This window comes from Nocardiopsis tropica (assembly GCF_042660575.1).
Lineage (GTDB): Bacteria > Actinomycetota > Actinomycetes > Streptosporangiales > Streptosporangiaceae > Nocardiopsis > Nocardiopsis tropica.
In genome coordinates this window covers 1-26,376 of sequence record NZ_JBHSUF010000004.1, presented here as the reverse complement: position 1 = coordinate 26,376, position 26,376 = coordinate 1, and the positions used below count along the sequence as shown (strand labels likewise).

Genomic DNA, 26,376 nt, shown 5'->3' with positions numbered 1-26,376 from the left:
GACGGGTCATGGGTGTGCCGATCGTTCTGGTGCATGGTCTGCGGGTGTCGGGGAGTATGTGGCGTCCGCAGGTGGAGTTGTTGGAGGGGCAGGGGTGCACGGTGGTGGCCCCTGATCTTCCCGGGCACGGGTCGCGGCGGGGTGAGGAGTTCTCGCTGGGGCGTGCGGTGGACACGGTGCTGGAGGCGATCGACGGTGTGGGCGGTCGGGCTCTGCTGGTGGGGTTGAGTCTGGGCGGTTTCGTGTCGATCGCGGCTGCGGGTGCGGCGCCGGGTCGTGTGGCGGGGTTGGTGGCGGCGAGTTGTACGGCCAAGCCGGCGCAGTCGTTGGCGCAGGTGTACCGGATTCCGGCGGTGCTGATGGATCGGCTGCCGGACAAGGGGGCGACGCTCAATGAGCGGTTCCACCGGTTGACGTTGCGTGATGGTGCGGCGGAGGCGGTGTTGGACGGCGGCCTGGCGGTGGAGGCGGCCACGGCGGTGATCGACGCGGTCTCGGAGATGGATCCGTTGTCGGCGCTGGCCTCGTACAAGGGGCCGGTGTGGTTGATCAACGGTGCGCGGGACCATTTCCGGATCCATGAGAAGCAGTTCTTCGACGCGTGTGCGGACGGGCGGTTGGTGAATGTGCCGCGGGCGGGGCACATGGTGAGTCTGGACCAGCCGGTGAACTTCTCGCGGATCGTGGCCGATGCGGCGGATGTGGTGGCGGTGCGTGAGCGGGCTGTGGAGGGTGGTGGGGGTTCGCCGCGGGCGGTGGAGGCCGACGGGGCGGGGTGAGCGGGGTGTGCGGGGGGTGGGCCGGTGGCCCGCCCCCCGTTTTTTCGTGTGCGGGGTCAGGGGCTGTCGGAGGGGTGGGGTTCGGTCTGTTCGTGGGGGGCGGGGCGTTGCTGGGGTGGGCGGTGGGGGTGGGGGTTGTGGCCGGGCAGGACGGGGAGGCGGAAGTAGATCATGGGGTTGTGGTGGCCGGTGCGGACGGGTTCGTCCAGGCCGAGTTCGCGTTTGAGGTCCTGGATGGCCTGGTGGGTGTGGGGTGCGCGGGCGCTGGAGGCGGTGAAGAAGGGGGTGGTGTTGGTGGTGAGCCATTTGAGGACGATGGCGCCTTCGGTGAAGGGCAGGGCGTGGCGTTGGTGGAAGACGTCGTGGATGCTGACGGGGATGTGGGCGGGCAGGGCGGGCAGGAGGTGGTGCAGGTACCAGCGGGCGAACCAGCCGTTGTGGGCGGCGTCGATGAACAGGTAGTCGGTGTCGGAGGGGATGTGGGCGATCTTGGCGCGTACGTCGCCCTTGGTGAAGGTCCACCGGTTCTGGGCCAGGTGTGGGGGGACGTGGCGGGGGGCGTGGTCGATGATGTCGAAGGAGTAGAGGTGGCCGGTGCCGTTGTCGCGCAGGGCGGACAGGATCCAGGTGGTGGACCAGCCGTAGTAGGTGCCGATCTCGACGGTGTGGGCGGGGGTGTGCTCGCGCAGGAGCAGGTAGGTGATTTCTGCTTCGATGTCGTCGAGTTGGGGGGTCATGGGGGGGTCGGCGGCCTGGTGGTGGGCGCGCATCTGGTCGCGTACGCGGGCGAGGTCGTCGCGGTGGGTGCGGTACAGGCTGCTGATGTGGTCGATGTCGATCGCTGACGCGGTTGGCATGCTTCCCCCGTGTGGCTGTCGCGTCCAGAACCTTTTGATGACTGAACGTAGCAGTGTTATCACCCTGTGTTTGCGCAAGGGTGGGTGTGTCGTGGTGTCGGGCGGGGTCAGGGGCCGGTGTTGGGGCGGATGAGTCCGGCGTCGTAGGCGGCGATGACGGCTTGGGTGCGGTCGCGGGCGCCGAGTTTGGTGAGGGTGTTGGAGACGTGGGTCTTGACGGTCTGCACCCCCAGGAAGAGGCGGTCGGCGATCTCGGCGTTGGTCATGCCCTGGGCCATGAGGGTGAGGGTCTGGGATTCGCGTTCGGTGAGGGTGGCGACCGCGCGTGCGGCGGGGGTGGGGGCGGCGGGCCGGGTGGCGGCCAGGTGGCGCAGGGCGGTGGGGAAGAGCAGGGTCTGGCCGCGGTGGGCGATGCGCAGGGCGGCGAGGATGTCCTCGGGCGGGGTGCGCTTGAGGAGGAAGCCGACGGCTCCGGCGCGCAGGGCGTCCCAGACGTGGTCGTCGTTGTCGAAGGTGGTGAGGACGATGACGCGGGGCGGGTCGGTGAGGGTGGTGTGCAGGGTGCGGGTGGCCTGGATGCCGTCCAGGTGGGGCATGCGCACGTCCATCAGGACCAGGTCGGGGCGGGTGCGGCGCACGAGGTCGGGGACCTCGGAGCCGTCGGCGGCCTGGCCGGTGACCTCCATGTCGGGTTCGGCGTCGATGAGGGCGGCCAGGCCGGCGCGGATGAGTGCTTCGTCGTCGACCAGGTTGATGCCGATCACGGTTGTTCTTTCCATGTCAGGTGCAGGGTGAGCTGCCAGGTGCGGTCGTGGGGGCGGGCGGTGAGGGTGCCGCCGAGCAGGTGGGCGCGTTCGCGCATGCCGGTGATACCGCGTCCGCCGCGGGGGCGGCGGAGGGTGCGGGTGGGGGGCAGGGGGTTGGTGACGGTGAGGGTGAGGCTGGTGGGTGTGGTCTGCAGGCGCAGGGTGAGGGGTTGGCCGGGGGCGTGGCGCAGGGCGTTGGTGAGGGCCTCCTGGCTGATGCGGTAGGTCTCGCGGGAGAGCAGGGCGGGGACGCGGGCGGGGTCGCCGCTGACGTGGCAGGTCAGGTCGGTGCCGGTGTGCTGGGTGGCGTGGGCCAGGTGGGGCAGGTGGGTCAGGTCGGGGGGTGTGGTGCGGGGGGCGGCGGTGTCCTCGCGCAGCAGGCCCAGGGCGTGGTCGAGGTCGGCGGTGGCGGTGCGGGCCTGGTCGGCGATGTGGGTGAGGGCCTGGCGGGCGAACTCGGGGTCGGTGTCGAGCAGGCGTGCGGCGGTGGCGGCCTGGAGGGTGACCACGGACAGGGCGTGGCCCAGGGAGTCGTGGAGTTCGCGGGCCAGGCGGTTGCGTTCGGCGAGGGTGTGGGCGTGGGCCTGGGCGGCGGCCAGGCGTTCGGTGGGCGAGGGGCCCAGCAGGCGGGGTGCGGCCAGGGCGAGCAGGTGGCCGGCCAGGGCGACGGTGTAGAGGAGGGCGGCGAGCAGGAGCAGGCCCAGCAGGGGGCCGGCCAGGAGCTGGGTGCGGGTGAGTTCTCCGTGGCCGGTGAAGGTCAGGGGGCCCTGGGCGGTGGTGTGGGGGCCGGGGGCCAGGGGCGCGGCGGCCAGGAGGGCGGCTTCGGTGAGGGCGGTCATGGTGAGCAGGCACACGGCCAGGCCCAGGACCATGTGCAGGCACAGGAAGGCGCTGGTGCGGGCGGTGCTGCGCCAGGTGGCGGCGGGTGCGGGCCGCTCGGTGAGGGGTCCGCGCAGCAGGGCGCGGGCCAGGTGGATCTGGGCGTTGCGCACGCCGGGGATGCGGGCGGTGGCGGCGACGGCGGTCAGGGCCAGGGCGGCGGTCAGGACCCAGACGGCGGGGCCGGGGGATGCGCCGACGTCGACGGTGCGGCCGTTCTGGGCCAGGAGCGAGGCCAGGACGAGGGCGGCCATGGCGTAGGGGGTCAGGAGCGCGCCGCCGATGACGAGGTGGGCCCAGCGGCGGTAGGTGTGGGCGCTGGTGAGCGGGTGCAGGAGCGGGGTGAGGTGGTGCACGTGGGTGATCGTGGCACAGGCGGGTGGTGGTGCGCCTCCCTCCGGGGGGTGAGGCGGGTGGGGCCGCTCCCCCGGGCGGAGGGGGCGGGGGTGTCGCGCCGACCACATTCGTGGGGTCATGGGCTGTTTATTGTGGGGTCGGTGCACGTGGGGGGCCGGTGCTGCTCCTAGTGTGGGGCTGGTGACGAGCAGTGTGACGCCGCCCGGTGGGGCGGCCAAGGAGACAGGCGACACGGGCGCGGGGCTGGCGCACTCGCTGAGGCGGCGCCACATGGCGCTGATCGCGATCGGCGGGTCGGTGGGCGCGGGGCTGTTCATCGGCTCCGGTGCGGTCATCCGGATGGCGGGGCCGGCGGCGGTGGTGTCCTACGTGCTGGCCGGCGCCCTGGTGTTCCTCACCTTGCGCGCCCTGGGCGAGATGGTGGTGGCGGTCCCCGCGGGGGGTTCGTTCTCCGACTACGCCCGGTTGGCGTTCGGCCCCTGGGCGGGGTTCACGATCGGCTGGGTGTACTGGTGGATGTACGCGGTGCTGGTGGCCGCGGAGTCGGTGGCCGGGGCGGCGATCCTGGGCCGGTGGGTGCCGGGGGTGCCCGGGTGGGCGCTGGCGCTGCTGGTGCTGTTGTCGATGACGGTGGCCAACCTGGTGTCGGTGCGTTTCTTCGCCGAGACCGAGTCGTTCTTCTCCCTGGTCAAGGTGGCCACGATCGTGGCGTTCCTGCTGATCGGCGGGTTGTGGGCGCTGGGGCTGTGGAGCGGCTCGGACGGGTCGGGGGTCTCCAACCTGTGGGAGCACGGGGGGTTCGCGCCCCAGGGGTGGGTGGCGGTGCTGGCGGCCACGGTCGTGGTGCTGTTCGCCTTCGGCGGGGTGGAGATCATCACCGTGGCGGCGGGCGAGAGCGCCGAGCCCGAGCGGGGTGTGGCCTCGGCGGTGACCAACGTGCTGTGGCGGATCGGGCTGTTCTACGTGGCCTCGATCGTGGTCGTGGTGATGGTGCTGCCCTGGCACACGGTGGACCCGGCCCTGAGCCCGTTCGTGGCGGTGATGGAGCACGTGGGGGTGCCGGGCGCGGCGCTGATCATGGAGGTGGTGGTCTTCGTGGCGGTGCTGAGCGTGCTGAACGCGGCGATGTACACCTCCTCGCGGATGCTGTTCACGCTCACGCGCCAGGGGGACGCCCCGCGGGTGCTGCGGGGGGTGAACCGCCGCGGTGTGCCGGTGCGGGCGATCCTGCTGGGCACGGTGGTGGGGTATGCGGCGGCGGTGGCCGACTACCTGTGGCCGGGCCGGGTGTTCCCGTTCCTGGTGGCCTCGATCGGCGCGATCCTGCTGATCCTGTTCCTGACGATCTGCGCCTCCCAGCTGGTGCTGGGCGGGCGGGTGCGCCGTCGTGAGCCCGAGCGCCTGTCGTTGCGGATGTGGGCGTTCCCGTATCTGACGTGGGTGGTGCTGGCGGGGCTGGTGACGATCTTCGTGGCGATGGTGGTGATCCCCGACCAGCGCCAGGCGCTGTGGGCGTCGGTGGGTTCGGTGGTGGTGGCGCTGGTGGCGTACGCGTTCCGGCGCCGGTGGGGGTCCAGGCCCTCGGACCGGGTGCTGGAGCTGGCGGGCCGGCCCGGGGCGGAGGGGCTCAGGCGCGATCCCGCGGCCCCTTGAGGGGGTGCGGGGCCTGTGGTGGCCGGCCCTGTGGTGTGCGGCGGGGGCCGTCGTCCGGGTGCGGGCGGCGGCCTCCGCCGCCTGTGGGGTGCCGGGGTGTTCGGGTGCGGGTGGTGTGTTCGTCGCGGGTGCGTACCGCCGCCCCGCTCCTGGGCCCGCGTCCGTGGTCCTGCCGGTGCCTGTGGTCCGCTTCGGTGGGTCCTGCGGCCTCGTGGGCGGGGTGGGGGCCGACGCGACCACTGGTGTCCGAGATGCGGTCATTTGTGTGATTTGGTGCTGAACTTGTTTTTTGTCGCTAGGGTGCTGCGCAACCCCTGAGAGGAGCACCCCCGTGCGACACTTCGTCGGCTTCCTGTCCGGTCTGATCCTGGGTCCCGTGCTGGTCCTGGTGTGCGGATGGGCCTTCGCCCACCTGCGCGGCCTGCACGCGGCCGGCCTGGGAGCCCTGCAGGGCTCCGGGCCGGTGGCGGTCGCGGGCCTGGTGGGCGTGGGCGTCCTGGTGGCGCTGCTCGCGGTCCCCCCGCGGCTGACGCCGATGCTGCCCTTCGGCGCGGCGCTGGTCCTGGGCGCCCTGACCGCCCTGTCCCTGGTGCGGATGCCCCTGCTGGAGCGGCTGCCCCAGGTCCCCGGCGCCGAGGGCGCCCTGGTCCTGCTCCCCCTGGGCGTGTTCGTCCCGCTCGCGCTCGTGCTGTTCGCCCCCCTGTTCGTGGGCGGGCGCTGGCGCCGCGAGCCCGAGGGCCCCAGCGAGGAGGAGGTGTACTTCGACGGGCTCTACGAGGAGGACGACGAGGACCGCGCTCCGCGCGCGGGCGCGCACTCGGCCCCCCACGCCCCCCGGCACCGCGCCTGAGCCCCCCTGCCCGTACTGCCCGCGGCGCCCCCGTCCGACCCCGCGGACGGTGGCGCCGCGGTGTCCGGGGGCGTTCCCGGTGCGGCGCGGTCCGGCGGCGGGTGCGCACTCCCCCGGCGGGTGCGGAGCCGTGCCCCTCCCCCCTCGGGGGGCCGGTGTGCCGGAGCCGGGCGCGGGGTCATCGCCAGGTGGGTCCCCAGTTGGCGCTCTTGGACACCCCGGGCGGCAGGGGCGGCAGGATCCCGGTGCCGGGGGTCCCGGGGCGCCGGCCGGCCCGGCCGGGGGGCTCGGGCGCGGGGTCGGCGGACGGTGCGGGCTCCGTGGGGCGCGGCCCGGCCGGGGGCCGGGTGTCCGGCGTCGGCAGGGGCGGCACGGGGAAGGGCTCGGTCCACGGTTCGGCCGGGGGTGCGGCGGGGGTCGGGGCCGGTGCGGGCGCCTCCTCGGCCAGGAAGCCGCGCACGCGCCCGGGCTCGGGTTCGTCCACGGCCAGGACGGGTTCGGGGATGGGGGTGTGCTCGCCCTCGTCGTCGCTGGGGATGGCGGGTTCGGCCGGGGCGACGCGCTTCCACCACAGGGCGGCCTCCTCCCGGGGCAGTTCGGACTCCACCTCCAGCCATCCGCGGACCTGGGGGTGGCGCCGTCCGGCGTTCCAGGAGCGGGGGTAGGGCTGTTCGTCCAGGACCAGGACGGGTTCGCCGTCGACGGTGGGGATCTCGGCGGGCACGCCCTCGTTCCAGACCCAGGTGCCGTCGTGGGCGACCAGGTTCCACCAGCCGCGCACGGTCTGGGCGGCGGGGTCGGGGTCGCTGTCGCGGAAGGCGGCGACCCAGCGCGGGTCGGGCGGGTCCCCGGCCAGCCCCTGGCCGCGGGGGCCGACGAGGGCGTCGGCGAGCAGGGTGTGGAGCTGGAAGTTGTCGCCGATGCCGTCGAAGAGGACGCGGAAGGCGCGCTGGGAGTGGCGGTCCATGACCAGGGCGCTGGTGGCCTCGGTCATGCGCAGCAGGGCGCGGACCTCGTCGAACTCGTTGAGCAGGTCGCTGAGCTGGTTGGCGATGGCCATGAGTTCGGCGTGCAGGGAGGGTGTGCGGCGTACCAGGGCGCGCACGGAGGCCTCGCCGAGCATGGTGCGGGCGGCCAGGCCGTGGCGGCGGATGGTCCACCAGCACATGGTGGCGTTGGGGGCGTCGGTGCCGAGTTCGGCGGCCACGCGGGCCTCGGCGTCGGCGGTCACGGAGTCGGGGTCGGGGGGCGGGCCGCCGCCGGTGCGCTCCCAGGCGCGGACGAAGACGATGGCGCCCTTGCCCATGGTGCGCAGGCGGTGCAGGACCTCGGGGCCGGTGGGGCCGGGGTCGGTGCCCATCTCGACGAGGGCTCCGGCGACCACCGACAGGTCGGCGATGATGCCGGGGGCGGCGTGGTCCCCGGAGAGGAGGGGGGCCAGGGCCTCCAGGGCGAGTTCGCGCTCGGAGGCGGGGATGCGGGAGGCGAGTACGTAGACCGTGTGCACCGCCGGGGGGAAGTGGCGGGGGTCCGTGGCGACTGAGGCGTCGATCAGCTGCTGGAACGCCCTGCGAAACTCGTCGACCATGGGTCCGTCCCCTTTCTTACGCAACCAACCTAATGTCTCATCAGGGAAGGATCGCACTTTAACGGGTGATTTCATGTGCTGCTGGTGGGTTTGTTGACGTTTTGAGACGCCAGGGGCGTAAGGGCCCCGGGAGGCTCACAGCCCCAGTCGTGTGACCGCGTTGTCCTCCAGCGGGTTGGCGGTGCGGATGTAGTCGTGCACGGTGCGCGGGTTGGTCCACCGGCCCTGGCGCATGATCTCGCGGTCGGTGGCCCCGCCCAGGGCCGCCTGGGTGGCGAACCCCGCCCTCAGGGAGTGGCCCCCGAAGTCGTCGGGGTCCAGACCGGCCCGCTCGGCGTAGCGTTTGACCAGCTCGTTCACCGCCCGCCCCGACATCGCCCGCTCCCCCACCCGGCCGTGCCGGGTGACCGTGGGCAGCAGCGGGCGCTCGGAGCCGTCGGCCAGGTCGGTGCCCCGCCAGCCCTGGCACCGGTGCGCCGGCGAGGCCGTGGCCGCCGTCCCCTCCACCAGGGCCCGCACCGCCTGCGGCCCGCCGTCGCGGCGCGCCTCCAGCACCTGGGACCAGTCGGCCAGCGCGCACACCGGGCAGGTGTGGCGGTGGCGGCCCCGGGGCAGCGCCACGACCTGGCCGTGGCGCCCCTCCTGGTCGGTCTTGGTCGAGCCCAGCCGCACCACCAGGGCCGGGGTGCCGGTGGAGGCGTCGGTGCGCACCGCCACGTCGTCGAAGGTGAGCGCGGCCAGCTCGGCGCGGCGCAGCGCACCGGCGAACCCGGTCAGCAGCAGCACCGTGTCCCTGCGGCGGCAGACCCCGCCGGGGAAGCCGTCGGCGGGGCGCACCGCGAGCAGGGACTCCAGTGTGGAGAGCACCACCGGGTCCTTGCGGCGCGGCCGGCTCCTGCGGGTGCGGCGGATGCCGCGCAGCGTCATCCGGACCACCTCGGCGCGGGTGGGCGTCTCCAGGCCGTGGGCGCCGTGGACGGCGGCGATGGCCGCGGAGCGCCGTTCGATGCTGGAGGGGGCCAGCGCCCACCCGGAGCCGTCCTCGGTGCGGGCCTGGGCGCAGGCGGCCAGGTAGACGGCCACGTCGACAGGGTCGGCCGGGAGCGACTGGCGGTGCTCGGCCAGGCACCAGGCGGTGAAGGAGGTCCAGTCGGCGCGGTAGGCGCGCAGGGTGTTGGGCGACTGGGCGCTGGCCAGGTACCGGCCCAGGGCCCGGGCCTGCTCGTCGTCGAAGCGCTCGCGGACCCGGGCCAGGGCGCGGGTGTCCACCAGGACGCTGTGGGTGACGCGCTCCAGGCGGGCGCGCACGGTCGCGGGCAGGGCGGCCTCGTCGGCCGGTTCGGGGTCCTGGGAGGGGGTGGGTGTGTTCACGGTTATCCATGATGGCCCAGGCGCGGGTGCGGGCGGCACCGCGACGCACGGGGGCGTGCGGGGGTGGTGGCTGGTGTACCGGGTGTCCTCAGCGCCGCCGGTCCGGTCCCGCGCGCGGGGGCGGTGTGTCGGGGGCCACGGCTCAGCCGCCGAAGTGGGCGCGCAGGGCGTCCCACAGCTCGGCGGGCGGCATGACCCACAGCAGGGGCGCCGCGGACAGGACCAGGGCGGCCGTGAACCCGATGGCGGCGATCCTGCGGCGCAGCACCAGGGCGGTGACAGCGCCGCCCGCCGGGACGCCCAGGGCCAGGACCAGGACCCACACCAGGGCGTTGCCGACCGCGTCCATCGCCTCCTGCGGCGCCGGGGCGGTGGGGTCGGCCGCGGCCACGGCGGCGTCCTGCAGGTCCATGGCCGTGAACAGCAGGTTGGCCAGGGCCAGGAAGGTGCCCAGGGCCCACACCAGGGTCAGAACCACCCACAGCAGGGTGATCCTGCGGTCGGGCGGGTCGGCCACGACCACCGGGGTGCGGCTGATCCTGCCCTCGGTGCGCGCCGGGGGCGCGTCGGCCTCCCGCGTGCGGGGGGCGGCGGCGGACACGGGGGCGGTGGGCCGGTCCTTGCGGCGTTTGCGTTTCTTGGGTGACACGCGCCTGTCCTTGGTGGGGTGGGTTCGCTGGTCGCCGCACCCGGCCCGGGGTCCTCGCGGGCGGGCGCGGCCGGGAAGTCGGAGCCTACCCGCCCAGCGGGGTCAGGTGGATGGCCGACACGAACACCACGGGCCAGGCGAGCAGTGCCAGCGCCCACAGGGCGGCTCTGCGGTCCCCGGCGACGGTGGCCACGGCGGCGGCCAGCAGGGGGATGCCGACGGCGGCGCCGAAGGCGAGGGTGAACCACTCGGCCGCCGAGCCGGCGTGGGAGTGGGCGTCGACGCCCATCAGGTAGCCCACGGGCCCCAACACCAGGGCGAACAGGGCGAGGACGGCGACGACGACGCGGATGCCGGTGGGGTGGCTGGTGTTGCGGCCACCGCCAGGGGCGGAGGGACGGTCAGACACGGGGGCCGTGGTGCCTTTCGAGAACGGGGCGGCGGGCCAGGGCGTCGACGGACGGGGGCATGCCCGGGCCCGGGGGCGCGGGGTGGGTGGGTCCGTCGGGGACGGCCCGCATCCGCCCGGGCGCGGGCGCGCCGGGTCGAGTGCGGTGCTGTGTAAAACGTACTCCACCTGGGGGGCGTCCGAAACCCGAGGGCGGGCCCTCAGAGCGCGGGGGGCCAGGGGCGGGCGCCCCCGACCAGGCCGGTGAAGGAGGCCAGCAGCCGGAGTTCGTCGATGCTGCGCGGGGCCGTGGTGAGCAGGTCGGGCGAGTGGACCACGGCCGCCAGGAGCTGGGCGCGCGAGAGCGCGACGTTGAGGCGGTTGCGGTCCAGGACGAACGCGGTGCCGCGGCTGGCCTCTGCAGCGTTGGAGGTGGTCATCGAGCAGATGACGGCGGCGGCCTCCTGTCCCTGGAAGCGGTCGACGGTGCCCACCCGCACCCCCTCCAGTGCGGGGTCGGTGCGGGCCGCGGCGGCCAGGGCGCGGCGCAGGGCGCGCACCTGGAGGTTGTAGGGGGCCACCACCAGGATGTCCTCGCCGGTCAGGGGGCGCGGCTCCAGGCCGGGGCCGGGGGTGAGCTTGTCCTGGACCAGGCGGGTGGCGATCGCGACGACGGCCTCGACCTCCTCGGGGCTGTGGGTGGTGCGGCCGTGGTGGGTGACGGGCAGGGTGTACACGCCGGGGTCCAGGGCGGACAGGGCGCGTTCGGCGGTGGAGGGGTGGGCGTGCAGGCGGCCCTGGTAGGACAGGGCCGAGACGGTCGCGCACACGTCGGGGTGCATGCGGCGGGTCTGGTCCAGGAAGTAGCCGCGGGCGGGGTCGATGATCTGGCGTCCGGCCATGAGGTGCTGCAGGGCGGAGGCGTCGGCGCCCTCGCCGTGGGTGCCCTGGACGACCTGGGGCAGCTGCTGGGGGTCGCCGAGCAGGACGAGGTTGTGGGCGGCGGCGGAGACCGCGAGGGTGTCGGCCAGGGCGAACTGGCCGGCCTCGTCGATGATGAGCACGTCCAGGGGGTCGGCGATCATCGCCGCGTTGGACAGGGCCCAGGCGGTGCCGCCGATCAGGACGGGCTGGTTGTCGGCGGTGCGCTTGGCGCGCCAGCCCATCAGCGCCTGGGGGCTGGTGGGCTGGTCCCAGGGCAGGTCGGGGTCGACGGCGTCCTTGCCGCGGCCCTTGGCGCGTTTGGCGGCGGCCAGGGACACCCCGGCCTGTTCGGCGGCGCGCAGGGCGGCGCCCATGACGTTCTCCACGGCCTTGTGGCTGGTGGAGCACACGCCCACGTTGCGGCCCTGGCGGGCCAGGTGGGTGATGAGCTGGGCGGCCAGGTAGGTCTTTCCGGCGCCGGGCGGGCCCTGCACGGCCAGGTAGGAGCCGTCCAGGCGGTCCACGGCGGCGATGGTGGCAGCGATGAGGTCGCCGCCGTGCTCGTCCGGGGAGGGCAGGGGGCCGGGGGTGCGAAGGCGGGGCGGGACGCGGCGCAGCACGTCCAGGCCGGGGTGGTGGGGCCACCGGGGCAGGGCGGCGACGGCGGTGCGGGCGACCGACTCCAGCGCCCCGTCCTTGGGCTGGGGGTTGACGGGCGAGCCGGGCAGGACCGCCACGGGCGCGCGGGAGCGGGTGTCGTCGGGGTCGCTGGTCTCGGTGACGGTGAGCGTGTCGGCGTCGGCGCGGGCGACGTTGGCCGGCACGGCGGTGGCCGGCCTGCCCGGGGCGCCGGGGTAGAGCAGGTGGACGTCCTGGCCGGTGGTGAAGGGGTGGGGGTGGGCGGCGTCCAGGCGCATGGACAGCTCGCGGCGGGCCTTGCGCTGGCGGCCGGTGGGTTCGGCCCACTCCCCCGTGTGGACCTGCCAGGGCACGGCGCAGTCGGTGTCGGCCTCCAGGTCGGTCAGGGGGGCGCTGGTGCGGCGGTAGTGCTCGCGCCAGGGCGGCAGGTTCTCGCGCTGGTAGTAGCCGACCAGGGCGGCCAGGGAGGCGCGGGTGCGGTCCTCCTCGCCGCGCTCCTCGGCGGTGGCGGGCAGGTCCGCCAGGAGGGGTTCGGTCAGGGCGGCGTGGCGGGCGAGCTTCTCGGCGCGCTTGCGGGCGCGTTCGGCCTCCTCCTCGGTGAGTTCGAGCTGGACGGGGGGCCGGTCGGTGATGCCCTGGCGGACGCGGTGGTCCTCCAGCCAGTCGCGCAGGCGGGCGGTGGAGTGGCAGTCGTCGCGGTTGTAGGCGCCGATGTCGGCGAGCACCCGGGCGGCGCGGTCGTGGTCGCCGTGCTCGGCGGCGCGCAGGTAGGCGGCGTAGGCGTCGATGCTGGAGGTGGCGGTGGTGACGTCGCCGGAGCGGGCGGCGCCCAGGTAGAGGGGTTCGAGGTACTTGATGGAGTAGGAGCGCTGGGACACGCGCAGGCTCTTGCGGACCACCGTGTACAGGTCCACGAGCCGGTTCTCGCGCAGGAGCCGGTTGACCTCCTCCTCGCGGGTGGCGAACTCGGAGCTGAGGTGTTTGAGCCGGTCCACCTCGTAGGAGGCGTAGTGGTAGACGTGGGCGTTCTCGTCGGCGTCGATGCGCGCGCAGGCGAAGTCGACGAAGTCCTCCAGGGCCTTCTTCTCCTGGGCGCGGTCGTGGGCCCAGAAGGTGTGGAAGGTCTCGGCGCCGTGCTCGTCCTCGGTGGTGGCGCCGAACAGGTACTCCAGGCCGCGTCCGCCGTCGCGGGAGTGGTAGGGGTAGCCCTCCATGTCGAAGAACACGTCGCCGGGGCTGGGGGCGGGCAGGGCGGCCAGGCCGTCGGGTGAGAACACCTCGGCGGTGACGGTGCCCTGGGGGTTGTGGGGGGTGCGCGTGGTGTCCTGGCGGACCTGGAGGGCGGCCTGGGCGCGCAGCTGGTCGAAGGAGCGGCGGGGCAGGGTGGCGGGGCGCTGGTCGTCGCCGGCGCCGGCCAGGGCGTCGATGGTGTCCAGGCCGGCGTCGGTGAGTTTGGCGGCCTGGTCGGTGCGCAGCCCGGCGACCAGGGACAGGTGGCGGGCGGCGGTGCGCCCGCCCGAGCACCAGGTGCCGTAGCCGCAGCCCTCGCAGCCGGGGCGGGGTTCGCCCCAGGTGGGGGCGGGCAGGGCGGGGGGCTGGGCGAGCCGGTCCAGCAGGCGGGTGGTGACGGTGGTGAGGATGGGGGCGAAGTCGGCGGTGTCCAGGGTGTGGGTGTGGCCGTCGCCGGTGAGCAGGTGCATGCGGTCGGGGGTGCGGCCGGTGGCCACGGCGACGGCGTGGGCGTAGGCGGCGAGCTGGACGACGGCGCCGGGGCCGGGGCGGCGGGCGAGCTTGGTGTCCCAGGGCTCGTAGGACCAGGGGTCGGGTGCGGGGTCGCGGCGCTCGCCGGTGGCGGGGTCCAGGTCGGAGCGGATGAGGAAGTCGGCGCGGCCGTGGAAGGCCACGGCCGGGGCGGTGGGGGTGGCCGCGGTCAGGGGGTGGTGGAAGCTGCCCTGGTAGATGACGGGCGCCCCGGCGGCCATGGCCTGGGCGGTGGCGGTGGCGGCGGCCGCGAGGGAGGCGTCGTCGGCGCGGGGCTCCTCGATGCGCACGACCTCGCCGAACAGGGCGGTGAGCCGGTCGAGTTCGGCCTGCTCGTGGACGTGGCCGTGGTGGGCGACGAGGGGGTCGACCTTGTCGGGGGCGGGGGCGCCCTCCAGGCGTGCGGCCAGCGCGGTCTTGAGGGCGCTGCGGTGGTCGCACTCCAGGGTGTCGACGAGGTCGGTGGGCGAGACGACCCAGCCGGTGGTGGTGCGGAACAACGCCCCTGCTCCCTGTGTGTCGGTGGTGGGTGGGTGCTGGGGATTGTTCCACGTCGAGGTGACGTGTGGGGTCTCACACGCGCGTGTGCCCCGCCACGGGGTGTCGGGGCGCGCCCTTGCCCGGCCGGGGACCGGCCCCTTCCGAGGCGGCCCCACCGGGGCCGGTGATGCGAACGTGACGCGGGTCGGGGGAACCGGAGGGGCGCGGGGGGCGTCCTCACCGGTGGTCGGCGCGGATCGGTCACCGGAAGAGGTGTCCGCACCGGCGGCCCGGAAGGAGTGGATCCCCATGGTGTTCCCGCGGAGTCTTGCGGTGATCGGTGCGAACGCGCTGCTGGTGCTGGCGTCCTCGGCCTCGTGCGAGGTGACGTCGGGCAGCGGGGTCAGGTCCGCCACCACCTCCTGCCAGAGCCGGGACTGCGAGGTCACCGTCAGCGGGGACCAAGGCACCGGCGACCTGTGGGAGCAGGGGAACACGACGATCGGGTACCGCATCCTCCTGGCCGAGGACCAGGAGGCCGACGTGCGGGTGAGCGTGCAGGAGCGGGCGTACCGGGAGTCGGAGGAGGCCGTTCTGGTGCCCGGGGACTCCGCCGAGGTGGGCGGCTACACCGTCACCTACGTCGAGCACACCGGCGACGCCGCCACCTTCGACTTCACCTGGCAGGACTGAGCCGGGGCCCTTCTGCTGCGGCGGTCCCGCGGGACCGCCGCGGGCGGTGGCGGGGCCGTCGGATCCGCAGCGTCTGCTGCGGTGGCGGTCGGGCGCAGACGGGTGCGCCCCGCCCCGGGGTGTCGGGGCGGGGCGCACGGGGTCCGTGTGGAGGGGTCGGCTAGCCGACGACCTGCCATTCAACCTGGCCGACACCGGCCCCGGTGCCGATGATCTGGTCGAAGGCGGCCGTGGACAGGTCCAGGCAGCGGCCGTCGATGTAGGGGCCGCGGTCGTTGATGCGCACGGTCACCGACTTGCCGTTGCTGGGGTTGGTGACCTGGACCTGGGTGTTGAACGGCAGGGTCTTGTGCGCGGCCGTCATGGCGCTGGGGTCGAAGGTCTCGCCGTTGGCCGTGGAGTTGCCCGCCAGGTCGGCGCCGTAGAAGGAGGCCTGGCAGGTGCCGCCGTCGCCGGAGGCCTCGCCTCCCCCGCCGCCGGTGTCGGCCTCGGGCTCCTCGGCCTCCTCCTCTTCCTCGGGTTCCTCCAGGACGTCGGAGGCGTCGGTGCTGGTGCTCTGGGTGGCGGAGGTGACGGCCTCCTGGGCCCGCTGGAGGGCGTCCTCCCCCGCCTGGGGCGCGGCGTCCTCGGCGACCAGGGGGTCGGGGTCGGCCTCGGGGATCCCGGCGGCGTTGGCGGCCGTCTCGGGGTCGGCGCCGGAGGCGATGACGGCCGCGGTGGCGGTCCCTCCCACGAGCAGGGTCAGACCCGTGGCCGAGGCCAGGATCATGGTGCGCTTGCGTCGGCTGCGCTTGGCGGCGACGCGGGGGCCGACGGCGGGGGCGTCGGTGCGGTCGTCTTCGACCGGCGGGGTCTGGGGCTCGTGTTTGCCCACGGCGGAGTCCTTACGAACGGGAACAGGGCGTGGCGGCCCGCTCCTGGTGCGGGGTGTGTGCGACGCCCCGGACGGGTGCGGGAGGGCGTGGCACGGGCGCGGAGCCGGGACCGCCGGTGGCGGTGCACGGGGTCTGGGCGCAGAGCTTAGGGGTAACGCGAGGGTAACGGTACCGGAAAGCGGGGGTTTGTGGAACTTGTCACCCGGTGATGTGGGGTTCGGGCAGTTCGGGGCGCCGGGGCGGGACGCCGTCGGGGAACAGGCGCAGGGCGGGGTCGGGCAGGTGCACCCCGCTGAGCTGGGCGACGGCCTGGGACAGGGAGGGGTTGTCCAGGTGTCCGCCCACGGCGCGGATCATGGCGGCCAGGGTGGGCAGGGGCGGGGCGCCCAGGGAGGCGACGGCGTAGCGGGTGGCCACGGCGGGGGTGCGCGAGGCGCCCGCCCAGCAGTGCAGCAGGACGCGTTTGCCCTCGGCGCGCAGGGCGGCCACGGTCGCGGCGGCCTCGTCCAGGGTGAAGTGCAGGTTGGCGTTGGCGGTGGGGCGGTCGTGCATCCACACCCTCACCCAGTCGGAGTTGGGCAGGTGGGGGGCGTCCTGGGGGTGGGTGCGGCACAGGGAGACGACCGCGTCCACGCTCTCGGGGTGGTGGCGCAGGTGGTCGAGGTTGCCGAGCAGCACCTGGGGGTCCAGGGGGTGGGGGACGGCGAAGGGCGGCAGGCGGCGGGGCTCCTGGAGCAGGACGGGGTGTTCGGGCCAGGCGCCGGGGCGGGTGCCGTGTACGGCCGTCAGCGCGGCGGTCGTGAGGGCGTGGGGGTCCAGGGTCTCGGACATGCGGCGCAGGGCGTGCAGGGGCACGGCGGAGGCGCCCCACAGGGCTCCGGCCAGGGCGCCGGTGTGCATGGCGGCGTCGTCCCCGGCGGCGGTGTACGCCGACCAGACGGCGTCGACGAGGTGGGCGCACGCGAAGGACCCGCTCGCGGGGTCGTGGGCGGGGCGGGGGGTGCGGGTCAGGGCCCGCCAGGAGGCGCCCAGGGGGTCGTCGGCGGTGGTGTGCTCCAGGGCGGGCGCCGACCCGGGCGGGGTGCCGGTGCGGGCGGTGCTGCGCAGGACCTGCGCCCAGGCCTGTTCGGTGGGGTCCGCGGGCGGGGCGGGGGTGCGCGCGGTGGCGGTCAGCTCGGTCAGCGCGGTCCGGATCAGGCGGGGAAGCCGCGCGGAGGCCTCGGTGAACCCGCGGGTCAGCGCGGCGGGGGCGCCCACCAGCGCGGCGGCCACGGGCGCGCCGAGCATCGCGCCGATGGACCGGTCGGCGGCGGGGTCGTGGAAGTCGGGTGCGGGGGCGGGTACTGCGGACATGGCCGTCCTCGTGGGCGCTGCGGTCTGGTGCGGACTGGTGTCCCAGGGGTGGTCTTCCCGCGGGGGCCCGGTGTTGCGCACGGGTTGCCGGTTGTGGCCATCCGGGGTTCGGGGGGTGTACACCGGTGGCTGCGCGCAGGGCTCCTGAGCCGGGTGGGGAACCCGGTGGGCGGCCGGGGTGCGCGGAAGGGCGCCCGGGCTGGGCGGTCCGGTGCGGAGCGGCGTGGGCGCCTGTGGAGGGGCGGGGCCCGGCGGTGCGGGCCGGGCCGTTCGTCGGCCGGGGGCGGTACGGCCGGTGCCCTCCCCCGTCGGGCCCCTGCCGGTGCGGGGCCGGCGCTCGACTCCTGCGGCCTCCGGGCCGGGGCCGGCCGGCGGGCCGCCCCGCCCGGGGGCCGCTCAGGCGTGCTGGGGAAGGGTCGCGCGGTGGTAGCGGTCGGCCACGGCGTGGGCGACGGCCGGGTCCGGGCACAGCGGACGCGCCACCGCGTCGGCCCCGGCCAGGGCGAGCCGGTCGTGGAACAGGCCCGGTGCGAGCAGCCAGCTGGCCACCGCGACGCGTCGGTGGCCCCGGGCGCGCAGGCGGGCGACCTGTTCGGCGACGGTGGGGCGGCCGGTGGCGATGAAACCGGTCGTGACCGGGGCTCCCAGGCGCCGGGCCAGGCGGGCGGCGGCCCGGGACAGCTCGGCGCCGGCGCGCGGGTCGGTGGTTCCGGCGCAGGCCAGCACGACGGCGTCCCCGGGGCGGTACCCGGCCTGGGCCAGGCGGCGCACGGCGGTGTCCAGCACCGCGGGGTGGGCGCCCAGGGCGGGGGTGAGGACGGCGTCGGCGCGCCCGGCCCGCAGGAGCTGGTCGGGGATGTCGGTGCGCACGTGGTAGCCCGAGGCCAGGAAGGCGGGCACGACGACCAGGGGCCCCGGGGTGTCGGCGGCCACCTCGCCGACGGTGGGGGCGAGCACGTCGGCGAAGGCCAGGCGGGTGGGGCGCCGTGTCAGCTCCCCCACGCGCAGGGCCAGGGAGTGGGCCACGGCGGTGCCGTGGGGGTTGCGGGTGCCGTGGACGGCCAGCAGCAGGGTGGGGTGTCTGTTCATGGCTCTCGGGTGTGGGAGTGCGTGTGCGGTGGGGCGCGCCGTTGGGCGGCTCAGAGCTCGGGCGCGCAGTCGTGGGTGTCCAGGGCCAGGCGGTAGCCGCGTTTGACGACGGTCTGGATGATCCTGGCGTCGCCCAGCGCGGTGCGCAGGCGTGCCACCGCGGTCTCCACGGCGTGCGCGTCGGCGTCCTCGCCCAGGCAGGTGAGCAGGCGGGTGCGGTCCAGGACCTGGCCGGGGCGGCGGGCGAGTTCGCGCACCAGGCGCATCAGGGTGGGCGAGAGGGTGTGCACGGTGCCGTCGACCAGGACGGCGTGGCCGCGCAGGCGCAGCCGGTGTCCCGCCACGCCCAGGGTGGGAAAGCGCGCGGGCAGCTCCTCGGCGAGCTTGCGGACCTGGGCGCCGATGCGGGCGCGTTCGGGCCACACGGTGGGGATGTCGTGGGCCATGAGGGGGCGGGCGGTGACCGGTCCCACGCACATGGCCAGGACGTCGCCGCGCAGGGCCTCGACCAGGGGGCCGGTGCGGCCGGTGGTGCGGGCGCGGGCCAGCAGGCCGGCGGCGGCGGGGGCGCTGGTGAAGGTGACGGCGTCCACTCCCCCGCAGGTGACGGCCTCGATGAGCCGGTCCAGGGGGGCGACGTTCTCGGGCTGGGTCCACCGGTAGACGGGGACCTCCACGACGTCGGCGCCGGCCAGGCGCAGGGCCGCGGTGAAGTCGGGCAGGGGTTCGCCGTGCAGCTGGATGGCCACGCGCAGGCCCGTGACGCCCTGTTCGAGGAGGTAGTCCAGGACCTCGGCGGAGGACTCCGAGGGCGGGGACCACTCCTCGGTGAGCCCGGCGGCGCGGATGGCGCCCTTGGCCTTGGGACCGCGGGCCAGCAGGCGCGAGGAGCGCATGCTGGCCAGGAGGGGTTCGACGGTGCCCCAGGTCTCGCACGCCTCGATCCAGCCGCGGAAGCCGATGCCGGTGGTGGCGATGACGACGTCGGCGGGGCGGCGGGCGAGTTCGTCGGAGACCGAGGCCAGGCGCTGGTCGTCGCTGAGCGGGACGATGCGCAGGGCGGGGGCGGCGATGACCTGGGCGCCCTTGCGCTGGAGCAGGGCACTGAGCTCGTCGGCGCGGCGGGCGGCGGTGACGGCCACGGTGAACCCGGCCAGGGGCGCGGTGGTCGCGGGCGCGCCGGCCTCCGCCCCCGTGCCGCCGGCCCCGCTCGCGCGGTCCCGGTGGGGACCCGCGGCGGGGGGCGGGGTGTGGGAGGACGGCGCGGACGCGGATGTGCTCAAGGTGACTCCTCTTCGGCGCGGGCACTGATCTGGACGGTGGCGCCGGTGTCGCGGACGGCCCAGGTGCGCAGGCGCACCTGGGGGTCCTCCAGGCTCTGTCCGGTCAGCAGGGAGAACACATTCTTGAGCATGGGCGAGGCGATGGTGGGCTCGCCACGGCGGTCGCCGACGATTCCGCGCGAGATGACCGCGGCCCCGGTGAAGGGGTCGATGTTGTCGACGGCGAACAGGCGGTTGTCGCGGGTGCGGAACAGGGCCGCCTGGCGGCCGTCGGGCAGCAGGACGGCCACGCCGTCGTCGGCGCCCAGGCGGTGGGCGGGGCAGGCGTCGATCCACAGGGCGGGCGGGGCGTGGGTGGTGGTGGCGGTCATCGGGTGGCCTCCTGCGGGCGGGGGGCGGGCATGCCGAGGTCGAGAGCGGCGCCCGGGACGGGCTGGTCGCGTGTGGTGGTGAAGCTGATGGTGGGGTCGGGTGTGCCGGGGGCGTTGGCGAAGGACTCGAACCGGGCGAGTTTGGCGGGGTCGGCCAGGACGGCGGCCCACTCGTCGGTGTAGGAGTGCACGTGGCGTTCCATGGCGGCCTCGAGCTCCTCGGCGATGCCCAGGGTGTCGTGGACGACGACGTCGCGCACGTGGTCCAGGCCGCCGTCCATGGCCTCGATCCAGGGGGCGGTGCGCTGGAGGCGGTCGGCGGTGCGGATGTAGAACATCAGGAACCGGTCGATGTAGCGGATGAGGGTCTCCTCGTCCAGGTCCGAGGCGAGGAGTTCGGCGTGGCGGGGGGTGAAGCCGCCGTTGCCGCCCACGTACAGGTTCCAGCCCTGGTCGGTGGCGATGATCCCGAAGTCCTTGCTGCGGGCCTCGGCGCACTCGCGGGCGCACCCGGAGACGGCGGACTTGAGCTTGTGGGGCGAGCGCAGGCCCCGGTAGCGCTCCTCCAGGCGGATGGCCAGGCCCACCGAGTCCTGGACGCCGTAGCGGCACCAGGTGGTGCCCACGCACGACTTGACGGTGCGCAGGGACTTGCCGTAGGCGTGGCCGGACTCGAACCCGGCCTCGACCAGGCGGGTCCAGATGGCGGGGAGCTGTTCGAGGCGGGCGCCGAACAGGTCGATGCGCTGGCCGCCGGTGATCTTGGTGTAGAGCTGGAAGTCGCGGGCGACCTCCCCGATGACGATGAGCTTGTCGGGGGTGATCTCGCCGCCGGGGATGCGGGGCACGACCGAGTAGGTGCCGTTGCGCTGCATGTTGGCGAGGTAGCGGTCGTTGGTGTCCTGGAGTGTGGCCTGTTCGCCGTCGAGGATGTGCCCGCCCCCCAGGGAGGCCAGGATCGAGGCGACGGCGGGCTTGCAGATGTCGCAGCCCTGGCCGGTCCCGTGGTTCTCGATGAGGGCCGAGAAGGTGGTGGTGCCGGTGGCGCGGACGGTCTCCAGGAGTTCGGCGCGGGACTGGGTGAAGTGCTCGCACAGGGCCTTGGACTGCTCGATGCCCGCCTGGGAGAGGATCTGCTTGAGCATGGGCACGCACGACCCGCAGCTGGTGCCCGCCCGTGTGCACGCCTTGAGGCCGGCGACGTCGCAGGCGCCCTGGGTGTGGACGGCGTCGGTGAGGGCGCCCTTGGTGACGGCGTTGCAGGAGCAGATCTGCGCGGAGTCGGGGAGGGCGTCGGTGCCCAGGGCCGCGCCGCCCTCGGGGGTGATGAGGGTGAGCGGGTCGCCGGGCAGGGGCGAGCCGACCATGGGGCGCAGGGTGGCGTAGGCGGAGGCGTCGCCGACCAGGATGCCGCCCAGGAGGGTGGTGGCGTCGTCGGACAGGACGAGTTTGGCGTAGCGGCCGCCGGCGGCGTCGTTGACGACCACGTCCAGGCAGTCGTCGGTGCGGCCGTGGGCGTCGCCGAAGCTGGCCACGTCCACGCCCAGGAGCTTGAGCTTGGTGGAGGTGTCGGCGCCGGTGAAGGTGGCGCCGCCGCCGAGGAGGCGGTCGGCGACGACCTCGGCCATGGCGTTGCCGGGGGCGATGAGCCCGTAGACGGTGCCGCGGTGGGCGGCGGCCTCGCCGATGGCGTGGATGCGGTCGTCGGAGGTGGTGCAGGTGTCGTCGATGACGATGCCGCCGCGTTCGCCGACCCGGAGGCCGGCGGCGCGTGCGAGGTCGTCGCGGGGGCGGATGCCCACGGAGAACACGACCAGGTCGGCGTCCAGGCGGGTGCCGTCGCCCAGGAGGAGGTTGCGGACGCGGCCGTCCGCGCCGGCCTCGACGGCGGTGGAGGCCGCGCCGGTGTGGATGTGCACGCCCAGGTCGGTGACGAGTCTGCGGAGCAGGCCGCCGGCGCCCTCGTCGATCTGGGCGGGCATCAGGTGGGGGGCGAGTTCGACGACGTGGGCCTCCACGCCCAGCAGCCGCAGGGCGTTGGCGGCCTCCAGGCCGAGCAGTCCGCCGCCGATGACCACGCCGGTGCGGGCGTGGCGGGCGGAGGCGGTGATGGCGTCCAGGTCCTCGATGGTGCGGTAGACGTGGCAGCCGGGCAGGTCGTGGCCGGGGACGGGGGGCACGAAGGGGGTGGATCCGGTGGCCAGGACGAGCCGGTCGTAGCCCAGGGTGCGGCCGGAGGCGGTGGTGACGGTGCGGGCCTCGCGGTCCAGGGCGGTGGCGCGTTCGCCGACGTGGACGTCCACGTGGGGTCCGGACAGGTCGCCCAGGGACAGGTCCTGGGCGCTGGCGCCGTCGAAGTAGGAGGAGAGCGCGACGCGGTCGTAGGCGGTGCGGGGCTCCTCGCCCACGACGGTGACGTGCCAGCGGTGGTCGCTGTCGCGGTCGTGGAGGGCCTCGACGAGTCGGTGGCCGACCATGCCGTTGCCGATGACGACGAGTTCTTCCATGGTGCGCGGCTCCTCCTGCTGCGGGGTCGGACGCCTCTCAGGCAACCCGCAGGGTGTTACCCGCGGGTCAGCCTCGTGTGTCGCGGTTGTTTCGATGTGCTGTCACCGCAGGTGGGGGGTGCGTGATTCGTGCCGGGGGCGGAGAAGGGCCAGCCCGGGGCGGGTGCGGGCGGCGCGGGGGCGCGGATGGGTGTTCGGTCACACCGGGCGCCGGGCGCCGGGGCCGGTGCGTGGACAGCGGTGGCGGGGTCGGCCAGGATGGCCGGTGATGCACACGATCCCTGATCCGCGCCGGGCGCGCGCCCTGTCCTCCCTGTCCGCACTGTCCGTCGGCGACGCCTTCGGCTCCCAGTTCTTCGTTCCCGCGAACCTGCGCTTCCTGGAGGAGCGCGAGCTGCCCCCGGGGCCCTGGGAGTGGACCGACGACACGGAGATGGCGGCCTCGGTCCACGCCGAGGTGCTCCGGGGCGGGGCGGTGGACCCCGACCGGCTGGCGTCCTCCTTCGCCCGCCACCACGACTTCGACCGGGGGTACGGTCCGGCGACGGGGCGCCTGCTGCGCCTGGTGCGCGAGGGCGGTGACTGGCGGGATCTGGCCGCGGGGCTGTTCGGGGGGTCGGGTTCCTTCGGCAACGGGGCGGCGATGAGGGTGGCCCCGCTGGGGGCCTGGTTCGCCGGTGACCCGGACGCGGCGGCCGTGCAGGCGGCGGTGACGGCGCGCGTCACCCACACCCACCCCGAGGCGGTGGACGGCGCGGTGGCGGTGGCGGTGGCCGCGTCCCTGGTGGCGGGGGGCGGGGCGGCGGCGCCCGGGCCCCTGCTGGACGGGGTGCTCGAGCGCCTTCCGCCGGGGCGGATGCGCGAGGCGGTGCGCGGTGCGCGCCTGCTGCTGGTGACCGCCGATCCGGTCGGGGCGGCCCGCGCCCTGGGCAACGGTTCGCGGGTCAGCGCCCTGGACACGGTGCCCTTCACCCTGTGGGCGGCGGCCCGGTACCGGTCGGGCTTCGCCTCGGCCATGTGGGCGACCGCCGCAGCCGGGGGCGACGTGGACACCACCTGCGCGATCGTCGGCGGGATCCTGGGCGCGGGCCTGCCGGGCGGCCGGGTTCCCGCGGAGTGGGCCGAGCGCACCGAGCCCCTGCCGGGATGGGCGATGGAGGGCTGAGCGCGGCGGACCCGTGCCGGGGTCCGGCGCGCCCGGGAGGGGCGGGGGGTCAGGTGCCGTCCGGGCGGGGGTCCCTGGCGCGGTCGTGGCGTTCGCGGGCGGCGCGGATGTCGTCGCGGTGCAGGATCGCCCAGCGGTCCAGCGCGTTGAGGGGTTCCAGGAGGGTGCGGCCCAGGTCGGTGAGGGCGTAGTCCACGCGGGGAGGGACGGTGGCGTGCGCGGTGCGGTCGACCAGGCCGTCGCGGACCAGGGCGCGCAGCGTCAGGGTGAGCATGCGCTGGCTGATGCCGTCGATGGCGCGGTGGAGCTCGCTGTAGCGGTGGGTGCGCCGCCCCAGCATGACGATGACGAGCACGCTCCACTTGTCGCCGACCCGGTCCAGGACCTCGCGGACCGGGCAGTCCTCGGGGGCGCGTTCGTCGGTGTGCCCGGTGGAGGGAACACCGGTGTGCGTTCGGGACGTCAATGTGCCTCCTTGTGCCTGGCCTGGGCCCACCTCATACTGACTGATAATGTTGTTACGCACAATAAGTATGCAAGGGGTGTCGTGAGCGTGAGCAGCCCGGAGCAGGGGGCCGAGCCGCGGGAGGCGGACCGGCCCGCCGAGGAGGAGCTCCCCCTGGACGCGGTCACCGGACTGGTGTCGCTGGGAACCGAGGACGCGCCGGCGTGCTCGGACGGAACGTGCTGGTGAGTGAGGGGATTGTCCGTGCAGGTCGAGGTGTGGTCCGACATCGTGTGCCCGTGGTGCTACATCGGCAAGCGGCGCTTCGAGACGGCCCTGGAGCAGTTCGAGCACGCCGACCAGGTCGAGGTCCTCTGGCGCAGCTTCCAGCTCGACCCCTCCTACCCGCGGGGGCGCGGCGAACCGGTCCGTGACGCCCTGGCCGCGAAGACGGGCGCCTCGCGCGAGCAGGTGCGCGCCATGACCGCGCAGGTGGAGAAGGTCGCCGCGGAGGTGGGACTGGAGTACGACTTCGAGAACGGGTTCATGGTCAACACCTTCGACGTGCACCGGCTCGTCCACCTGGCGCAGAGCCGGGGGCTGGGCACGAAGGCGCACGAGCGCTTCATGCACGCCCAGCTCGTGGAGGCGAAGGACCTCTCCGACACCGCCACCCTGGTGGAGCTGGCCGTGGAGATCGGCCTGGACGCCGCGGAGGCCCGCCGGGTGCTGGAGGGCGACGACTACGCCGCGCAGGTGCGCGAGGACGGCGCCGCCGCGCAGCGCCTCGGCGGGAACGGCGTGCCGTTCTTCGTGATCGACCGGGCCTTCGGGATCTCGGGCGCCCAGCCCGTCGAGGTGTTCGCCTCGGCCCTGGAGAAGGCCTACCGGGCGGCGTCGGCCTAGACCGCCGGCGGGCGGTCCGGGCGCGCCCCCGGGGCGCCCGAGCCGGAGACCGGGCCGGTGGCGGTGGAGCGGGTTCCCCCTCAGGGGGGAGCCCGCTCCCGCTCGTGGGGGAGGTGTGCCCGGGGGTGCGCGCGCCAGGGTGGAGGTATCCACTCCGCACCACTCCGGGAGCACGCCATGACCGCCTTGCCACCCCTTCCCGCACCCCCCGCAGATCCGGGGCACGAACGGCACGACCGCGCGACGGCGGTGCCCTGGGCCGCGCTGGCGTGGTCGGCGGCGGCCCTGGCGCTGGGCCTGGGCTGGCTGTCGGGGGTGCTGCCCCTGAGCGTGGCCGATGAGGAGGGGTTCGGTTCGCTCTTCGCCGGGCGCGGCGAGGCCCTGCCGGTGGTCCTCGTACTGGCCATGGGCGCGGTGGGCGTCGTGTGCTCCGTGCTGATGCTCCGGGGCGGCGGGCCCCGTACGGCCCAGGCGGGCGCCTGGGCCCTGGCCGTCCTCATCCTGCTGGTGTTCGTGGACGGCAACCTGCTGGCCCTGTTCGGCTACACGATGATCATGCCGGTGGTGGGCTGGATCGTGCCCGGCCTGGTCCAGACCTGGGTGACCGCGCTGTTGGCGCCCGACAGCCTCACCGGCCTGTTCTTCACCGCCGGTGTGGGGGTGTGGGTGCTCGCGGCCCTCACGTGCCGCCGGGCGGGGCGCCGCTCCTGCGCGCGGTGCGGCAGGAGCCCCCGGTGGTCGGCCGCCGTGGAGCGCGGGACCCGGGCGCGGGCGCTGAGGGTGGGTCGGATCGCGGTGGCGGTGGGCGCGGCGACCGCCCTGGTCTATCCGTCCATCAGGATCCCGTGGCTGTTCGGCGTCCCGGTCGGGATGAGCCGGGAGGACTTCGCGGTGCTCTCCGCCGACCCGTTCACGCTGGTCATCGGCGTGGGGTTGGGGTCGGCCGGCATCGTCGGCGCCGTTCTCATGCTGGGGCTGGTCCAGCGCTGGGGCGTGCGGTTCCCCCGGTGGACCGCGGGCCTTGCCGGGCGCCGGGTGCCGGTGCCGCTGGCGGTGGTGCCCGCGACGCTGGTCGCGGTGGCCCTGGTGGCGATGGGCCGCAGCAGCGTCACCGAGGTCCTTGCCGGAGGGGCCGGGTCGATGTTGAGCTCCAGCACCGTGCACGTGGTGGTGTTCTCCTCCATGGGGCTGTGGGGGACGGCCCTGGGCGTGGCCACCGCCGCCTACCTGGTGCGGCGCCGGTCCGAGTGCGGCCGGTGCGGGCGGGGGCTTCCCGAGGCGGAGCCCCGCGACATCCGGGCCGCGGCGGCCTGAGCGGGGACCGCACTCCCCCGCCCTCTCCCGGAGGCGCCCGCCCGGGGCGGCGCGTGCGGGACCGGTGCCCCTCCCCCGGCGGGGAGGGGCACCGCCTCGTGTGCGGCTGGAGTGCTGCGTGTGCGCCCGGCCCCAGGGCCGTGTCCCGACGCGTTCCGGGGGTTCGGCGCGGCTTCCGGGGGCGGCGGCCGGGAGGCGTCCCGGCGGGGTGACGTGGCCGGTGCGCGCTTCGCGGGAGGGAGGCAATGGGGGCTGGTCATCGGGCAGGTAGAGGCCCGGTCCGGGCTCACCCCCGGCCGGAGCCGGGCACCCGCACGTGCGCGCACCGGCCCGTGTCCGCCTCCACCTGCCACCCGGCGGCGCGCAGCGCCTCCGCGTAGGCGCCGACCTCCGC

Annotated in this window: 23 protein-coding genes; 8 read left to right on the top strand and 15 right to left on the bottom strand. The window is 75.0% G+C overall.

Annotated elements, in window-relative coordinates; genetic code table 11:
• Positions 1 to 8: 8 nt before the first annotated feature.
• Positions 9 to 779 (top strand): alpha/beta fold hydrolase, encoded by a 771-nt coding sequence (locus ACFQBR_RS07675; protein ID WP_344180484.1) that lies wholly within the window; start codon positions 9 to 11, stop codon positions 777 to 779.
• 56 nt (positions 780 to 835) lie between these two features.
• Here the strand turns inward: ACFQBR_RS07675 and ACFQBR_RS07670 are convergent, their stop codons facing one another.
• From ACFQBR_RS07670 to ACFQBR_RS07660, 3 genes are all read right to left on the bottom strand, one after another.
• Entirely contained in the window at positions 836 to 1,636 is an 801-nt protein-coding gene (locus ACFQBR_RS07670) for a class I SAM-dependent methyltransferase (protein WP_267949954.1), read from the bottom strand.
• 107 nt (positions 1,637 to 1,743) lie between these two features.
• On the bottom strand, positions 1,744 to 2,400 hold the full coding sequence (locus tag ACFQBR_RS07665; RefSeq protein ID WP_267949955.1) for a response regulator: 657 nt from the start codon (positions 2,398 to 2,400) through the stop codon (positions 1,744 to 1,746).
• A complete protein-coding gene (locus tag ACFQBR_RS07660; RefSeq protein ID WP_378552590.1) occupies positions 2,397 to 3,677 on the bottom strand; it encodes a sensor histidine kinase in 1,281 nt (426 codons plus the stop codon). Before ACFQBR_RS07660 ends, ACFQBR_RS07665 begins: the two co-directional genes overlap by 4 nt.
• A 271-nt stretch (positions 3,678 to 3,948) precedes the next feature.
• On the opposite strand from ACFQBR_RS07660, the gene ACFQBR_RS07655 reads away from it, so the two are divergent.
• A complete protein-coding gene (locus tag ACFQBR_RS07655; protein ID WP_344180540.1) occupies positions 3,949 to 5,331 on the top strand; it encodes an amino acid permease in 1,383 nt (460 codons plus the stop codon).
• A gap of 331 nt (positions 5,332 to 5,662) precedes the next feature.
• Complete coding sequence (locus ACFQBR_RS07650; protein WP_344180480.1) at positions 5,663 to 6,181, top strand: hypothetical protein; 519 nt, start codon at positions 5,663 to 5,665, stop codon at positions 6,179 to 6,181.
• A 178-nt stretch (positions 6,182 to 6,359) separates the two neighbouring features.
• On the opposite strand, the gene ACFQBR_RS07645 is transcribed toward ACFQBR_RS07650, so the two are convergent.
• The 5 genes from ACFQBR_RS07645 to ACFQBR_RS07625 all read right to left on the bottom strand — a co-directional run bounded on the left by ACFQBR_RS07645 (position 6,360) and on the right by ACFQBR_RS07625 (position 14,001).
• The gene (locus ACFQBR_RS07645; protein WP_352982618.1) at positions 6,360 to 7,769 is read right to left on the bottom strand and encodes a hypothetical protein; all 1,410 of its coding nucleotides are present in this window, start codon (positions 7,767 to 7,769) and stop codon (positions 6,360 to 6,362) included.
• 135 nt (positions 7,770 to 7,904) lie between these two features.
• On the bottom strand, positions 7,905 to 9,140 hold the full coding sequence (locus ACFQBR_RS07640) for a site-specific integrase (RefSeq protein WP_344180476.1): 1,236 nt from the start codon (positions 9,138 to 9,140) through the stop codon (positions 7,905 to 7,907).
• A gap of 142 nt (positions 9,141 to 9,282) precedes the next feature.
• Positions 9,283 to 9,789 (bottom strand): hypothetical protein, encoded by a 507-nt coding sequence (locus tag ACFQBR_RS07635; protein ID WP_267949960.1) that lies wholly within the window; start codon positions 9,787 to 9,789, stop codon positions 9,283 to 9,285.
• A gap of 85 nt (positions 9,790 to 9,874) precedes the next feature.
• Positions 9,875 to 10,198 (bottom strand): hypothetical protein, encoded by a 324-nt coding sequence (locus ACFQBR_RS07630; protein ID WP_267949961.1) that lies wholly within the window; start codon positions 10,196 to 10,198, stop codon positions 9,875 to 9,877.
• A gap of 200 nt (positions 10,199 to 10,398) precedes the next feature.
• Positions 10,399 to 14,001 (bottom strand): TM0106 family RecB-like putative nuclease, encoded by a 3,603-nt coding sequence (locus tag ACFQBR_RS07625; protein WP_344180474.1) that lies wholly within the window; start codon positions 13,999 to 14,001, stop codon positions 10,399 to 10,401.
• Positions 14,002 to 14,290: 289 nt separating this feature from the next.
• On the opposite strand from ACFQBR_RS07625, the gene ACFQBR_RS07620 reads away from it, so the two are divergent.
• Complete coding sequence (locus ACFQBR_RS07620) at positions 14,291 to 14,674, top strand: hypothetical protein (RefSeq protein ID WP_344180472.1); 384 nt, start codon at positions 14,291 to 14,293, stop codon at positions 14,672 to 14,674.
• Positions 14,675 to 14,834: 160 nt separating this feature from the next.
• Here the strand turns inward: ACFQBR_RS07620 and ACFQBR_RS07615 are convergent, their stop codons facing one another.
• The 6 genes from ACFQBR_RS07615 to nirB all read right to left on the bottom strand — a co-directional run bounded on the left by ACFQBR_RS07615 (position 14,835) and on the right by nirB (position 22,152).
• Positions 14,835 to 15,548 (bottom strand): septal ring lytic transglycosylase RlpA family protein, encoded by a 714-nt coding sequence (locus ACFQBR_RS07615; RefSeq protein ID WP_344180470.1) that lies wholly within the window; start codon positions 15,546 to 15,548, stop codon positions 14,835 to 14,837.
• Between the two features lie 199 nt (positions 15,549 to 15,747).
• Complete coding sequence (locus tag ACFQBR_RS07610; RefSeq protein ID WP_344180468.1) at positions 15,748 to 16,902, bottom strand: dual specificity protein phosphatase family protein; 1,155 nt, start codon at positions 16,900 to 16,902, stop codon at positions 15,748 to 15,750.
• A 396-nt stretch (positions 16,903 to 17,298) separates the two neighbouring features.
• Complete coding sequence (locus ACFQBR_RS07605; RefSeq protein WP_378552584.1) at positions 17,299 to 17,991, bottom strand: sirohydrochlorin chelatase; 693 nt, start codon at positions 17,989 to 17,991, stop codon at positions 17,299 to 17,301.
• Between the two features lie 50 nt (positions 17,992 to 18,041).
• Positions 18,042 to 19,148, bottom strand: coding sequence for a uroporphyrinogen-III synthase (locus tag ACFQBR_RS07600; RefSeq protein ID WP_344180538.1), 1,107 nt, complete (start codon positions 19,146 to 19,148; stop codon positions 18,042 to 18,044).
• A gap of 122 nt (positions 19,149 to 19,270) precedes the next feature.
• On the bottom strand, positions 19,271 to 19,645 hold the full coding sequence (nirD, locus tag ACFQBR_RS07595; RefSeq protein WP_267949967.1) for a nitrite reductase small subunit NirD: 375 nt from the start codon (positions 19,643 to 19,645) through the stop codon (positions 19,271 to 19,273).
• On the bottom strand, positions 19,642 to 22,152 hold the full coding sequence (gene nirB, locus ACFQBR_RS07590; RefSeq protein WP_344180464.1) for a nitrite reductase large subunit NirB: 2,511 nt from the start codon (positions 22,150 to 22,152) through the stop codon (positions 19,642 to 19,644). Before nirB ends, nirD begins: the two co-directional genes overlap by 4 nt.
• Before the next feature lie 268 nt (positions 22,153 to 22,420).
• Here nirB and ACFQBR_RS07585 point away from each other — a divergent pair, with 268 nt between their 5' ends.
• Positions 22,421 to 23,317, top strand: coding sequence for an ADP-ribosylglycohydrolase family protein (locus ACFQBR_RS07585; RefSeq protein WP_378552580.1), 897 nt, complete (start codon positions 22,421 to 22,423; stop codon positions 23,315 to 23,317).
• A gap of 49 nt (positions 23,318 to 23,366) precedes the next feature.
• On the opposite strand, the gene ACFQBR_RS07580 is transcribed toward ACFQBR_RS07585, so the two are convergent.
• Positions 23,367 to 23,783 (bottom strand): winged helix-turn-helix transcriptional regulator, encoded by a 417-nt coding sequence (locus tag ACFQBR_RS07580; protein WP_344180460.1) that lies wholly within the window; start codon positions 23,781 to 23,783, stop codon positions 23,367 to 23,369.
• A gap of 81 nt (positions 23,784 to 23,864) precedes the next feature.
• On the opposite strand from ACFQBR_RS07580, the gene ACFQBR_RS07575 reads away from it, so the two are divergent.
• The 3 genes from ACFQBR_RS07575 to ACFQBR_RS07565 all read left to right on the top strand — a co-directional run bounded on the left by ACFQBR_RS07575 (position 23,865) and on the right by ACFQBR_RS07565 (position 25,982).
• Positions 23,865 to 24,011, top strand: a complete 147-nt coding sequence (locus ACFQBR_RS07575) for a hypothetical protein (RefSeq protein WP_344180458.1) — start codon at positions 23,865 to 23,867, stop codon at positions 24,009 to 24,011.
• Positions 24,012 to 24,026: 15 nt separating this feature from the next.
• Positions 24,027 to 24,668, top strand: coding sequence for a DsbA family oxidoreductase (locus ACFQBR_RS07570; protein ID WP_267949972.1), 642 nt, complete (start codon positions 24,027 to 24,029; stop codon positions 24,666 to 24,668).
• Positions 24,669 to 24,845: 177 nt separating this feature from the next.
• Complete coding sequence (locus ACFQBR_RS07565; protein WP_344180456.1) at positions 24,846 to 25,982, top strand: hypothetical protein; 1,137 nt, start codon at positions 24,846 to 24,848, stop codon at positions 25,980 to 25,982.
• The last annotated feature ends 394 nt before the right edge of the window (positions 25,983 to 26,376 follow it).